General features: G+C 39.3%; 14 protein-coding genes. 2 read left to right on the forward strand and 12 right to left on the reverse strand.

Features of this window, described 5'->3' with window-relative positions; all coding sequences use genetic code 11:
- Positions 1-16: 16 nt before the first annotated feature.
- The 7 genes from HP552_RS08800 to HP552_RS08830 all read right to left on the reverse strand — a co-directional run bounded on the left by HP552_RS08800 (position 17) and on the right by HP552_RS08830 (position 8,575).
- Entirely contained in the window at positions 17-634 is a 618-nt protein-coding gene (locus HP552_RS08800; RefSeq protein ID WP_175395158.1) for a tyrosine-type recombinase/integrase, read from the reverse strand.
- Positions 631-918 (reverse strand): phage integrase N-terminal SAM-like domain-containing protein, encoded by a 288-nt coding sequence (locus HP552_RS08805; protein ID WP_175395159.1) that lies wholly within the window; start codon positions 916-918, stop codon positions 631-633. Before HP552_RS08805 ends, HP552_RS08800 begins: the two co-directional genes overlap by 4 nt.
- A 271-nt stretch (positions 919-1,189) precedes the next feature.
- Entirely contained in the window at positions 1,190-4,345 is a 3,156-nt protein-coding gene (locus HP552_RS08810) for a type I restriction endonuclease subunit R (RefSeq protein WP_175395160.1), read from the reverse strand.
- Between the two features lie 23 nt (positions 4,346-4,368).
- Positions 4,369-5,607 (reverse strand): restriction endonuclease subunit S, encoded by a 1,239-nt coding sequence (locus HP552_RS35585; RefSeq protein WP_175395161.1) that lies wholly within the window; start codon positions 5,605-5,607, stop codon positions 4,369-4,371.
- On the reverse strand, positions 5,597-7,189 hold the full coding sequence (locus HP552_RS08820; protein WP_175395162.1) for a type I restriction-modification system subunit M: 1,593 nt from the start codon (positions 7,187-7,189) through the stop codon (positions 5,597-5,599). The genes HP552_RS35585 and HP552_RS08820 overlap by 11 nt, the downstream gene beginning before the upstream one ends.
- Before the next feature lie 18 nt (positions 7,190-7,207).
- On the reverse strand, positions 7,208-7,768 hold the full coding sequence (locus HP552_RS08825; RefSeq protein WP_091161974.1) for a restriction endonuclease subunit S: 561 nt from the start codon (positions 7,766-7,768) through the stop codon (positions 7,208-7,210).
- Between the two features lie 486 nt (positions 7,769-8,254).
- Positions 8,255-8,575 (reverse strand): hypothetical protein, encoded by a 321-nt coding sequence (locus tag HP552_RS08830; RefSeq protein ID WP_175395163.1) that lies wholly within the window; start codon positions 8,573-8,575, stop codon positions 8,255-8,257.
- Between the two features lie 401 nt (positions 8,576-8,976).
- On the opposite strand from HP552_RS08830, the gene HP552_RS34920 reads away from it, so the two are divergent.
- Positions 8,977-9,090 carry a helix-turn-helix domain-containing protein gene (locus HP552_RS34920; RefSeq protein ID WP_246310820.1) on the forward strand — a complete coding sequence of 38 codons (114 nt, stop codon included), beginning with the start codon at positions 8,977-8,979 and terminating at the stop codon, positions 9,088-9,090.
- Positions 9,038-9,235, forward strand: a complete 198-nt coding sequence (locus HP552_RS34925) for a hypothetical protein (protein WP_246310812.1) — start codon at positions 9,038-9,040, stop codon at positions 9,233-9,235. Before HP552_RS34920 ends, HP552_RS34925 begins: the two co-directional genes overlap by 53 nt.
- Before the next feature lie 136 nt (positions 9,236-9,371).
- Here the strand turns inward: HP552_RS34925 and HP552_RS08840 are convergent, their stop codons facing one another.
- The 5 genes from HP552_RS08840 to HP552_RS08860 are packed head-to-tail and all read right to left on the reverse strand — an operon-like array spanning position 9,372 to position 13,800.
- A complete protein-coding gene (locus HP552_RS08840) occupies positions 9,372-10,388 on the reverse strand; it encodes a YvbJ-related protein (RefSeq protein WP_175395164.1) in 1,017 nt (338 codons plus the stop codon).
- Positions 10,372-10,635, reverse strand: coding sequence for a hypothetical protein (locus tag HP552_RS08845; RefSeq protein WP_175395165.1), 264 nt, complete (start codon positions 10,633-10,635; stop codon positions 10,372-10,374). The genes HP552_RS08840 and HP552_RS08845 overlap by 17 nt, the downstream gene beginning before the upstream one ends.
- A 55-nt stretch (positions 10,636-10,690) precedes the next feature.
- Positions 10,691-10,972: a hypothetical protein gene (locus HP552_RS08850; RefSeq protein ID WP_175395166.1), complete on the reverse strand. Its 282-nt coding sequence runs from the start codon at positions 10,970-10,972 to the stop codon at positions 10,691-10,693.
- A gap of 24 nt (positions 10,973-10,996) precedes the next feature.
- Positions 10,997-11,770 (reverse strand): hypothetical protein, encoded by a 774-nt coding sequence (locus tag HP552_RS08855; RefSeq protein WP_246310813.1) that lies wholly within the window; start codon positions 11,768-11,770, stop codon positions 10,997-10,999.
- Positions 11,771-11,802: 32 nt separating this feature from the next.
- Positions 11,803-13,800, reverse strand: a complete 1,998-nt coding sequence (locus tag HP552_RS08860) for a C40 family peptidase (protein ID WP_246310814.1) — start codon at positions 13,798-13,800, stop codon at positions 11,803-11,805.
- Positions 13,801-13,859: the final 59 nt, after the last annotated feature.

Genomic DNA, 13,859 nt, shown 5'->3' on the forward strand with positions numbered 1-13,859 from the left:
GTTATATTGTCTATTATTAAGTCCAGCTAATCGACTCCACTGCCGCCGTTAGATCCTCGATACCAGGAGTCGTGTAAATCATAGTCATCTGAATATTCGGTGTTCCATCTTCCTTATAGTGTCCCATTAACATGGCCACTTGCTGCAGATCATTACCGGCACTTATTAAATCATGCCCAAACGTATGCCTTAGTGCATGGCAAGAAAGATGTTCAATCCTTGTTCGATTCCGATAGTTCTCAACCATATGTTGTGCCCCGCGAACGGACAATTTCTTTGATCGCTGAGAAACTAAGACATATGGACTCTCATCTTCTCTCTCTTCAAAATAACTTTGAAGCGCAGAACGAACCTCGCTATTAGGCGGTACCACGCGATCCTTGTCTCCCTTTCCCCGAATATACACGCCGCCAGCGCGAGCACTCATCGTAATATCGGATTTGAGTAGTTCACACAGCTCATGAACTCGTAGACCTGCCCGAAGCATAAGCATCATAATTGCATAGTCTCTTTTATTATTCTGACCCCTTACTTCCCGTAGAAACGCATTTTGTTCATTACGGGTGAGCCACTTGGGTGTTCGTCTCGCTGCCGGTGGTTTTTTAATGGGCCCTACTGGATTATCTGGAATCATGCCATGTTCATAAAAGAACGGAAAATCTTATTTAAGTGTACAAAGGTAAGCTGCATCGAACTCGGTTTCGCAGGTTGACCATTCCTTCCTCCTGAAGAAACCATGTACCGTTTATAATCTGAGATATCTTTCTGTGTAGCCTCACCCGCATCTTTTAAATCCGGATCTGATCTCAACATCCACTTTTCAAACTTGTTCCAGGTCGATATGTAATTAGAGATTGTGCGTTCGGATACTCCTGACTGGCGCAACTGTTTTTCGAACAGTCCGAACATCGTAGACATTTTTATGCCCCCTTCAATTTTCACATATAGAAGATGACAAGTGATTAAATTCACCCTCCTGATTCATTTTAAAATTCGGGAGAGGTTGTATGGTCTTTTCTTGATTTCGAACTGATCTCCTCCGATATATTTGATTATGTCTGAGGCGAACAACACATACGAGTAGGCCTTCAATGAAAAAACAGCCGATCATATTAATCGGCTGCCGGATTACGTATATTAATTAACACTCTTATGTCTAACTAGCTACCTTTTTGCTGCATGATGACATTTAGCGCAACTCATCATCCAACGGTACAATAATTTCATCTAGCACAATTTTCCACTGGCGCTTCATCTCTGGTGCGTATTTCAATGGCTTGGCATCCGGATGTATGGCTTTATACTTATCAAACTGCTTGCTATTAATTATACTTCCGATATTTGGGATCGGATCCATACCTATTAAATATTGAACCGCAGATAAATAAAGTTCATTCTCCTCCACAAACCAAGTTTGCGCAAATTCCTGAATCGTCGTGTTACGTGCGTTCTTGAAGAATCTCCGTTTCACTACTAGAATATCTTCTTCGGCGTCTATCTCTTTAGTGTCAATCGCGTTTAAAATCGCTCGGTATACGCCTTTAACAATTTCTGATTTTTTCAGTTTTTGCAGAGCCTTTTCGATCTCGTCACGGATATTTTGATTATTGGCCAAGTATGATTCCAATAATCGATCAATATAGGTTGAGTCTATATCATAGATCTTAATGGTATTATCTCCATAGAATTCTATGTCCGAAAAGTTGGGGCTGGGTCCGTCGCCGTCGCTGACTTCAACGATTAATGATCCCTTAACCGTATTGTAAATACCAATATACTCTTCTAAAGTCTTCGCCTGTTCTTGAAGTGCCGTTGATTTTTCCATCTCATCGTTGTAGTCATCGTAAGTTACCAAAGCTTCAAAGGCGTTGTTTAACTCCTGGAATGCCTTCACAAATTCAATCCGGGTTTCTAGGGCCGAGTGTTCGTTGATGTCACTTGGATCTGGAACTAGTTTGGTTAGCTTTTTGTGAGCCTTCTGGAAACGTTTCTTGGATTCATCATAAGTTGGATAAACAAGAGTGGATTCCTCTTGTGCATGTGAATACAACTTCGTGGCATCCTTCACATTTTGCTCCATTGATGCAGGCTTTCGGAAGGTGACGATCAATCCCTTTTTCTTGTCTGGGTAGGTACGATTCGTCCGAGAGAAAGCCTGGATCAAATTGGCGTAACTCAAATTTCGATCTACAAATAACGTTTGGATCGTTGGAGCATCGAATCCAGTCAACAGGCGATCTACAACAATGACCAGGTCAATTTGTTTTCCAAGTTGTTTAAATTCCGCTTTCTTACGGGCTAACCGATTATTGATATCGCCATTATATCGTTCAATATCCTCTATAGACCAAGCCGTACGATAGTAATCGTTATAATCCTTTATGATTCCCTTCATCTCATCTTGAATTTGTTTGGAATTCTCTTCATTTTCCTGCATCGAATAGGTGATAGCAATCCGAGGGAAGTCTGGATCCTCAATGGTACGGCCTGTTCGAATCGGATGCCCGGCAAATTCTTTCGTTAACCACTCCGGATCTTGAGTCATCTCTTTAATCGCCTGATAATACCGTTTGGCCATATCAATGGAGCTTGTGGTTAAGATAGCAGACTTTTGCGGCCGACCGTTTTGGAAATCAAACTTGATGTAGGCATTATCAGGCCGAAAGATCTTATGGATCACCTTCTGGATATGTTCATCACTTTCAAATGTAGAAGGATCAAGATAAGATTCCTTCTCTATTCCTTCCATTTGATCGATTCGTTCATTAATATCATCATCACTATCATCAGGGAACTTCATGCGAAGTTGTTTATGAATATGATTATTTAATGAAGTAGGCTCAATCGTATCGTCATGTTCTACCTGGAACCCCAATACAGCCCCGTCATCCAAAGCATTCTTGATCGTATACGTGTGCAAGACTTCTCCATACTGATCATGCGTGGTACGAGCCAGTTGTCCTTTTGCCTGCTTTTTATTTTCCTTAAATATCGGTGTGCCTGTAAAACCAAACCATGTGGAGTTGGGGAAGAATCCCTTGATCGCATCCATTCCTTCTGCACTTAGCGCCCGATGGCATTCATCTACGACAAAAACAATATGCTGCCCCAGCAGCTTCTTGAAACGCTGGGTGCCTTTTTGCGCTTCCTGTTTCTGAGCATAGCGTAAGGCTGCCTCTAATTTTTGGCGAGTCGTAATAATTACGATATTAGAATTGGCATCAGATAATAGTGTTTTGCTCAGTTCTTTAGCACTTCCGGTTCCGACAATCAAACTGTTAGACCTGGCATTACCTAAAGAAATACCAGTATTAAATTCGGAAGCAAATTTGGTAAATTCGGTTGTTGTCTGGTTGTCCAAGTCTTTTCGGTCAATGAGCATAATGGTACGATCTACACCGGGTTTGCGAGCTAATAACTTCGTCGAAACAAAACTGGTCAAGGTTTTCCCCGAACCGGTGGCATGCCATATATGGCCAGATTGATGCTTCATGGCAGCGGTAAATAATGCTTCAATTGCATGGATTTGATACGGCTGCAACACCATTAAGGCTTTATTATCCTGATCCTCGCTCACAATCGTATAATTGGCAATCAAACGATGCGCATCCGGAATATTTAAGACTTGTTTTACGAATTCGTAGAGATTTTCTACTTTTCGATTGTCTGTTGTCCGCCAACCGAAGATAAACTTCTTATGCATATATTTAGGTAATGCATTAGCAAAATAACGCGTTGTTTGTTCGTTAGAAATGACGAAGATTTGCAGCGTAGAAAAGATATTATTTCGAAACATCCCTTCCTCTGCGTATTTCTTAATTTGATGATAGGCTTGAAACACGCCGTCTTTCGCACTGGCTTGTTTGAGTTCAATTTGAACAATAGGCAGGCCATTAATTAATAGGGTCACATCAAACCGGCGATCACGGTCATCAACGTTAGCCTTTTTTTTCGCAATCTGATGAACAACCTCATATGTAGAGATTCCGCCGCCAATGTCTTGATTCGAATACAGGACTAAAGACAATGATCCTAGGGATACATCTTCACGTTCAATCGTAATCCGAGCAATTCCATTCTCCCCTTTGAGCCATTTAGCAGCATCAAAGGGGGTTTGGGTTTTCAATAGTAATTCGGTTTTGATCGTGTCAAATTCCTTATCAGAAATGGGATGTTCCCCAATTTCTGATAAGTTGTTTTGCGTAAGTTTCTGACGTAGGTTTTTCCATAAGTCTTCTTCTGATTTTAGGTCCGGACGATAATTCCACTGATTACGTCCTTCGCCAAGTACTTCGATGAGGCGCCTTTCTATTTCAGCTTCATCATTATGCGGTATCTTCGTCATCGGTTTTCCTCTCTTCTAGTTGATTAGACAAACATTTTTTGTAGGAATGCTTTTTTTGTTTCTTTTAGGGCATCTAGTTCGCGCTGATGAAGGGTGATGAGGTTATCGAGACTGTCAAAAAAGTCGGCAATTAGTATTTGTTCACTTACAGAGGGTAAAATAATCGGAAGCTTTTTTATCAATTCAGCGTTGTAGCTTTGCTGCTTTGTTCCCTGTGTGTATTGTAATCCGTATTCTTGGCCTACTTTTCGATACCATTGAAACAAGAATGATGAATTAAGTAACTTTTCGTTAGGATACAATGCCATACATGACTGGTTTAAAGTAGTATCTATTCCTAACTTTGCACAGTTTCCCCGAGTTCCAGCTGCTTCTAATCCGGTTATTGCCATCACAAATGTACCCTTTGGAACAATTTTTAGATTAGCACTTTTTCTTCCATCTTCTGTAATTTTTTCAATAGTTTTAGCAACAACACCTCTGTTTAACTCACCACTAGAAAGCCAATTAATATCTCCCTCCCAAAAACTAGTATTCTCTCTCGAAGGGGTTTGACCATTATACTGATTGTCTATAACCTCCCCCAATTTACGCTCTTCCCAATCTCCAGTAAATCCCGGAAACCGAATCTTCGGCACAGACGCCCCTTCTGCTGGAAACATTTCTTGCAAGAAACCCTGTTTTGTTTGTTTTAAGGTGGTTAGTTCATGCTGATGAAGATCGATCGTGTCGTCCAGTTGTTTAAAGAGTTTTCCTATTTTAGCTTGTTCTTCAATTTGAGGGACAAAAATACTCTTTGAAAGTAATTCTTCTTTTGTAATTCCTTTAATTGAAGTGCCTTGAACAGCGTTTAGTTCTCCTCGTAGCTTTTTGTAAATTGCATATACGCTATACCATACATCTGCTTTCAGGTTACTCAATGACAAAAAATCTTGACTAGTAGTATATTGAGTTGGCATTATAGCAAGCTTCCCGACACCTACACGAGTGACAATAGCAATAGAGTTTTGGGGGATTAATTTTGTTGCGGACTTTCTTAATCCAGATTCAGAAATATGCTTTTTCGGGGCAACTCCAAACAAGTGATTTTCTGTTAAATCAGATGATTGTATCCAAGGTATATTTCCATTCCAATACTCTTCGTTAGATGTTGCAGGTGTACCTCCTCCGTAAGTGTCAGCCGCAATCTCCCCCAACCTACGATGTTCCCAAGTGTCAGTGAATCCTGCAAATCTGATCTCTGGTGTGCGCTTATTTTCCACGATTAAACACCTCTAATGCTCCCTTGATCCATTCTGCGTTTTCTTTTTCATGTTGCAGTGAAGAAATCATGTTGTATAGGCTGGATTCGAGTTGTTCTTTTTCTTTTCGGATGTCTTGAATAGTTGAACCGATTTTGGCCATATCAATAGGCTCTTCTTCTTCAAAGGTATCAACGTAACGAGGAATGTTTAGATTAAAGTCATTTTCTTTAATCTCCTCAAATGTAACGACATGGGCATATTTCTCAACATTTTCTCGTCTTTTATAAGTCTCGACAATCTTATCAATATGTTCTTTAGAAAGATTGTTTTGGTTCTTTCCTTTTTTGAATTCATGACTTGCATCAATAAATAATACATCACGAGTCGTACGGTTTTTCTTTAAAATGATGACAGTTGTTGGAATTGAGGTCCCGTAGAATAGGTTTGCCGGCATACCAATGACCGCATCAATACTTCCATCCTCCAATAGTTTCTTCCGGATCACACCTTCTGCAGCTCCGCGGAAAAGTACCCCATGCGGTAAAACGATGGCCATGGTTCCGGAATCTTTCAGATGGTAGAACCCATGTAAAAGAAAGGCAAAGTCTGCTTTCGATTTTGGCGCTAATTTCCCGTACCGGTTAAAACGTGAATCATCTAGGAAAGTATCATCTGAAGACCAATTGGCGGAGTAAGGTGGATTCATAAGGACAGAATCAAAGGTGTATGGCTCATCTGTCGGCCAGTCTTTGTTCAAGGTGTCCCCGTTACGTAAACGCATGTCTTCTTTATCTACACCGTGCAAAATAAGATTCATCTTTGCTAGGTTGTAAGTCGTTGTATTGAGCTCTTGACCATGATACTTTACATTATCCGGATAGTTTATATAGTTTCGGACATTCAGCATTAATGAACCTGAGCCCATTGTGGGGTCAAATACGCTAAACAATTTCTTGTCTTCTTGGCCGATGGCAGCTATACGGGCCATCATGTCGGAAACTTCGTGAGGGGTATAGAACTCACCGGCCTTTTTACCAGCCTCAGAAGCAAATTGGCTAATCAAAAACTCATAGGCATCCCCAATGATATCGCCGTTATGTCCAAGCACATTAATATCATTTAATTTCTTCAAAACTTCGGTAATGGTAATGTTTCGTTGTTGGTCATCGGATCCTAGTTTTTTGGATGTCAGATCCACATCATCAAACAATCCATTAAACTGGTCATACTTGGTAGACAGATCGATGAAAGCTTTATTCAAGTCATTTAACTGAAATATGTTTTGTTTTGCTTGGTTGGTCAATACATTGAATAAACTATCTGGTCCAATGTCATATCCTAATGTATCTACTAATGTGTCAATTAAATCCTTTTCCACTTCTTTATCGGCCAATAAGCTTCTATACAGTTGGGTTTGTTTTTCTTGTGTGTTGTATTCTTCTTTCGACTCATCAGCGATTTCAACTACTTTTTCTAATAATTTATCGGATAAGTACTTGTAAAAAATCAGTCCTAGTAAGTAGTTTTTGTATTCTGATGCATCCATTTTGCTACGCAGGTTGTCTGCGGCACTAAATAATTTAGAGTTTAATTCAGCCATGTTAGAGTCCTCACTTGTCTATTGTTGGTCTAATTGATTCAATATTTCTAAATAAAGTTTCTCTTCAAGTTGTGCTTGCTTCTTAGCTAAAGCATGGTGTTTTTTTAAAGTGAAATAAGCTTTACCTACAGTACGTTGTTTCTCAATAGTTGGCAACTTAATTTCAAACTCTTTAAGAATTGCTGGGGTTAATTTAGGTACAATACTACCTTGCATGGAAATCGCCATTTGTTTTTTCACGGAATAGGATTCATTCAAGGCATAGCATAAATAGCAGGGATCCAGAGTCCTATGATCAAAAATGAGCTTCGCAAAGTTCTGGTTGATGATTTTTCCTTGGTTTAAGTCACTTACGATCCCTGCCTTGGAACTCACAAAACTGAAAACAACATCTCCAGTACTGCTCAAATAGCCATCTGTCTGTTTATGATAAAGATTAGCCTGGAAGTCAATAAATGAGCCCTCTAAATCATTTACTAAATCCTCGTATGAATAGGCAACTAAAGTTAGATCATTTTTCTCATTTCCTCTGGAAAGGTTTTTTCCTATTCTAACCGTTACAACATCTTCAAGCTTCATATCCCACCCTCATCCTAAAAAAGTATTTCTTTAGAATTACTATACGTCGACGATTTAAATCATAATGCTCTAATAGCATTTCGTCAATAATTTTATGTAATTTTCAAGAATTACTTAATTAACCAACGATGTTATTACTGAAGATCTTTAAATTTTCAATAGAGTAGCGGACAACATTAAGGCAATAATACCGTAAACTTATTTACGTTAACTACGCACCTTACGTTTAGCTAGATTTTGTAACTGGCTTGGTTGACACCACTTTCTATAGTCTGTAAAGGTATAACTTTAATGATCCTAGGTACGATGTATTTTGTATCCTTGTTTATATAAAAAAGGTTACTTGTTTTAAGCAAGTAACCTTAGTAAAAGTCTATTTCAATATCTACTTAGATATTGTCATGCCATCAGCCATAAATTTAAGTAATATGTTACTCTCGGCGTCTTGGCCACTTCACCAATTTGTGTTAGATCTGTTCCATTCTTTTATTGATTTGATTTATACCTAAAGTAAGTTTCTGTGTCCTGTTTATCCCAGTTATTATCACCATCCCCATCCCAATCATTTGGAAGAGGTTTGCTTGATACACCACTACACGCTTTTAAAAGTACTAAAATAACTATCGCTACCCCAATCCAATTTAGGAAACGACTTGACCCCTTCCAATAATGCTCCCTTTGACTTCTCTTGTACTCCCTTTGATATTCTCTTTGGCTTTGCTTGAATTCTCTTTGATACTCACGTTCCTTGTCTTCCTGTTCCCATCTTTTAAGAAGGTTGTCTTTATCGTTATCAATATCGTTCAATCCTATCTCCTCCAAACAAATTTATGCAATGTGGCAAGCAGTTCAACCATACTCACAACTGTGCCAAGGTTTATTTTTTAGTCCGCAAGGATATGCTCCTGCAATTACGTATCGCATTAAATCTCCTTCTTCTATGTATCGGTATTTCAACCTAAAGAAGTAGTATTTTATGAGTATTCATGAATAGACGATTTGTTTTCAAAATGTATGTATACATATACGTTTACGTTTACATTTATATTTTAAAACCCTTAATGGAACTTATAATGACTACAACGAAATTCGTCTATTGTCTACACTTCTAAGTAAGAGGAGTAGATAACTTATATTAATCAAACAATTGCTGAACAAATTGGTGCTATCGTAAAAATCTTACGAATTGAAAGGGGATTGGATTAACCCTGCAATCTCTAGCAGATGAAATAGGCTCATCCTTCAGCTTTGTTGACAGAGTTGAGCGCGGTGAAAGTAACATCACAATTGAGACAATCACGAAAAATTGCAACCTCCCTTAATATTGACTTTTTTGAACTTTTTAGTTTAGGCAAAAGACAGGATAACGAGGATATTGTGGCAATCCATGCTTTACTCTTAAAAAGAAGCGAAAAAGAACAACGTAAAGCGCTCAATATTTTGAAAGAAGTATTCGACGAAGTATAAGCACTGTAGAAGTTCTTAACCTGGCCTTGTAATATTTCATAAGCTGCCGGTTCATTCTAGAACTATCTACAAAAACAAGAATGACCCATTGATCCATAGTGGCCATTCTTGTTTATGAGTACTGAAGAACGTAGCTCTATTTTTCTGCACTTGTTATAACATATTTGCTCTCTTCATTTTGATTTGGAATACTTACGAAAGAGCCTAAGTTTGCCTCATCAATACTCCATGTTTGTTTTTCTTCATCATATAAAGCTTTCAAGGAAAGAGAATAAACATACTCCTTCTCCCTATGATAATCGGTTTTCAGCCTATTTAATCGTATAATTCCGTCCAGTTGCATGATTGGATTACCCTCTTTATCGGTGGTGATTTTTTTGGTTTCCTTATTGAAATAGGTTTTGATCAAGTTGTAGGAGTAGTTACCGAACATAGAAGGTTGATAAGCATTAACTTGTTTAGCCTTGTATTTGTCTGTGGCACTTTTAAAAGGCTCAACACTCTTCTTGACGCTTGCTTGAGCGTATTCCTCCGCAAAGCCAAGGAACAGCTTATTAGCGAATTCTTCATCAGGTATAAAGTAGATGTGTGATCCACTACCAAGCGTATAATATGCTTTATCGTAATTTGAACTTATTGTTTCGCCCCAAGGAAATTGCGCTGAAAGCTGTATTTCTTTCGAGTCTGCTTCCTCAATAGGCCCAAATTCCACCGATTTAGGGTCACCAATACGAATTCCTGTCCCTTCACCTTTGAATATAATTTCTGCGCCTTTTAATTCATTTGACAAGTCCAGCACAAACCCTGTTAGATCAAACGATAGCTCCCTGTTCGCCTTATCCCCGGCTGTTATTAATTTTTCATCTGTAATATTTGTCCATGCAGAGGTCTTGATCGCTTCAACCTCATAACCTCCTGCTAAGAGTGGTTTCTGCAAATCTTCTCGCTTTACCTTCTTCCCATTGAGCTTTAGCGTCACATCCTCATCAACATCTTTAAGAGTGATATAGGTTTCTTTAGGCACCAACACGTAATTATTAAAGATAAGTAACGTTTTTCCTGACTTTTCTACACTAAACGGAAAGTCTCCACTTACGCGCATTTCTTTAACGCTATTTGCTACATCAGCATTCTCCTTATCCAATAGTTGCATCGTCAATTCCTTGTTGTCTGTAGCTGTTTTCAAGAAAAATTGTGCCGAATCTCATCGGGTAGGTTTTTATTTCATCAGGCATTACTGATATGAGTAATTCAATATCATTACTATCAATCGCCCCGCTAATCTTTTCTAAAACACCTTCTCTTGAGCTGCTTTTATTCACTACAATTAATCCAGCGATCACAAGCAAAACGATAACACCGAGGCTCACAAACAACCATTTTTTTCGTTTGAACATCATCTATTCCCCCTCAAAATAAAGGGCTGAATACGATCATTCAGCCCCTTCAATATATTTATATTTGCCCTGAGTCTCCATCCTCACTAGATGCCTCTCCAGCATCAGGAAACTTCTTCAAATGATTAAACTTCCCTTGTTGTATTTCCTTGATTACATCATTCAGATTTATGCCGTGGTTACTCAAAACCACTATGCTATCCTCTATATTTCTTACTTTTTGTTGATGCTCAACCTCTTTGATCTGTTTAGCTACCTTCCGTAAGTCATCCTCAATTTTCTCCTTTTTCTTTTTTAATGCCTCTTCTTTCTCCATCAGTTTTAGCAATTTGTCCTCCACCAAAAGACCTCCTTCAATACATCTTTAACAATCATAGTAATCGTGCTTGTAACTAATCTTTTTATATAGGAACACCATCAGTGCCAACACAGCAATAACAGTGAATCCAATAATAATTTTCAGTGTTTGGGCTTCTATAGTAAACTTCTGCCGCTGAGTTTTTTCAACAGGTTTAACAGGAGGCACCTCACTTGAAGTATCATCTATGGAATTATTAACGCCGTAATCTGTATTGGTGTCCTGATTCCTGCTCGATTCCGTACCATTTAGCATTTTCTCGATGCTTTCCTCTGTAGGTTCCAGATTTGTATTAGGTTCTACTTGCTCAGCCGTTGGCTTTAGAGAAAGGTGTATTTTGAACTCATTCGTGTTGTCATCCTTAACAATCACCTTCTCTGATGATTCAATGTCATAATCCGTAGCGTTTTCACCAACTACATTAATAAAATCAACTTTGTAACTACCTGGCTTCACATCTTCTTTAAATACATAGCCATTCAGTTTGTCCAACCGTGCCATTACATTTTCTTTGTCTGTAGAGGTGAAATTAATAAGGATCGTTTTATCAAAGTCTGTAGGTACAACAGCGCTTATTTGAAGGCCATTCCCCACATTAGAATCTGCAACTGGTTGCTTCGGCTTATTAGATGGTTTGGAAGTTGTTCCTTCTATAGCTTTCTTCTGTTCAGATTTATTTGTTTGGTTTTCCGTCTTCGACAAAGGCGGCATTTTAGTAGGTTCCGCCGCTAAGGCAGAACCAGCAGACATTGTAAAAAAAACTGCAGTAACGATCGACAAACAAGAAGCTAAACGCCTTCGCACATATTCACCTACTTTCCTGAAAATAATAATGGTCTTCGCGGATATTTAAAGCCTTTATAACTATTTACAATAACCCCTGATCCTCCCTCACAATGGACATATACAGCCTTACCTTTACTGTCTCTACCAATGAAAATACCGATATGATTCACACCACCCTGTCCTGGTATGTTCTTAAATACCAAGTCTCCGGGTATGAGGTCACTTTCCTTGATCGCATAGGTTTGACCCCACTGATAAGATGTACCGCCGGCAGAAAATGAACTTCCAAGCCCAGCTGTCTTAAAGGCCCAATCTATAAAACCACTACAATCCATCCCATAAGGCTGATATGTCCCAGTTTTTTTACTTCCGGGTGCAGTTACTTTAACTGGAGTTCCCCACTTATCGTTCCAACCAGGTGCGCTTTTCCCTCCCCAGAAATAACCTACCTTGCCTTCCAATGTTAGAGCAGTTTCAATTAGCTTTTTCCTAGCCTCGCTTACATCACCAGTAAATTCAGGCGGCGGATAGTTTCCGGGTATTCCCGGTGTTCCTCCTCCGGGTAACTCTTGAGCCAAATCAGGAAACTGTTCTTGTATTGCTCCCGAGGTTACAAATCGTCTAGCCCACTCTTGTTGTTCTTCGTCAAACCCAATTTTTAAGAAAATATCCTCCATATCATACGTGTAAATCTCAATTATCAGTCGCACTTTAGTTACTGTGTGACAGTCCCTATTCCCTTCGCTGTCCGTAGAACATTCTCGTTCTGTATAAGTTTCTGTCTTTGTTTCTATCTCATTAAATTTCCCGTAGATTTCCTCCATGAATTCTTTTTGCTCATCTGTGAATTCCAGATCTTGTTCGAATTGAACTGCAAGTATCGCAAACATTTCAACCCAACTAGCATGAGCAAAACCATCTTCATTCATATAGTCAGTTCGAATATCATCATAGCCGTTACTACTTTGAAGGCGACTTACCTCTTCTTGGAATTCATTATCAAGCCTTTCAACAACACTCTTGTATTCTCTAGCATTGTCTTCATCGGTCATAAAAAACGAGCCAGCTGATGATGCGGTAGTCCCTCCCAAACCGTTTGTTAACATCATCAGGAAAAACATCACGGCCGCCGCTGCCGCTCCTACAATCCAAACCTTTGGATTGGCCGCTACAGCCGCTATCATCTTTTTACCAACCTGTTGAGCAGCGAGTTTTAAATAGGAAGCGGCAGAAGTAGCAGCCTTCCTCATTCCTGTTTTAAGGCCAAGAGATGCATACCGCCCTTTGGGTACAAACTTACTGCTTAGTGTCTTGATCTTGTTAACACTGTTGCTAGAGCCGACTTTAGAAGCAATGTTACCCTTTACTTTTCGATGTGCTGAGACAGTTGGCACACGATAGCGGCGATTTTTTATATAATGGTTGGCCTGTTTAATCCGATCTGTTGATTTTTTAACATTCTTATAGGCATTTTTGGTTTTCCTTACTGTATCCCTCGGAAGTTCCAAGGACTTAACAATGTCATGCGATTCTTCATGATCATAAGGGTCTACTGACCTTCCAAGCTGTCTCACAACCTTTTTAGCAGTAGTTTTTATCTTATCCTTGCTTTGTCTTGCAATATGCTTACGAAGGGCAGCCTTCATCCCTTTGCTGCTACTTATAGGATCTACAGGGGTCTTTCTAGTAAGCTTCGCTTTCTTATTAATACCACGCTTAACATATACTTTTCTGGCAGTAGTCTTTATCCTTCTGTTCTGGCTTTCACTTAAAATGTGTCTACGTATTGCGCCTTTCATCCCTCCGTCACTACTGGGAGAATGAACAGCTGTTTTCTGGTTAATCTTCACCTGATTAGTGAGGCCACGCTTAACATGTGTGTTTCTGACGGTGGTCTTTGTCTTTGCCTTTTCCTTCTGCCTTTCCTTTGAATGTGTTGTTGCCTTTCGATCAAACTTTATACGGTTATTAGTAAGACCACGCCTAACATGTTTATTTCTCGCATTGGTCTTTACCTCTTCCATATGGCCTTCCCATGAAACATGGTTGCGAGCGCTGGTTTGCAACCCTCCGGGACTGCTGG

The sequence above is a fragment of the Paenibacillus xylanilyticus genome (assembly GCF_013359935.1).
Classification (GTDB): domain Bacteria; phylum Bacillota; class Bacilli; order Paenibacillales; family Paenibacillaceae; genus Paenibacillus; species Paenibacillus xylanilyticus.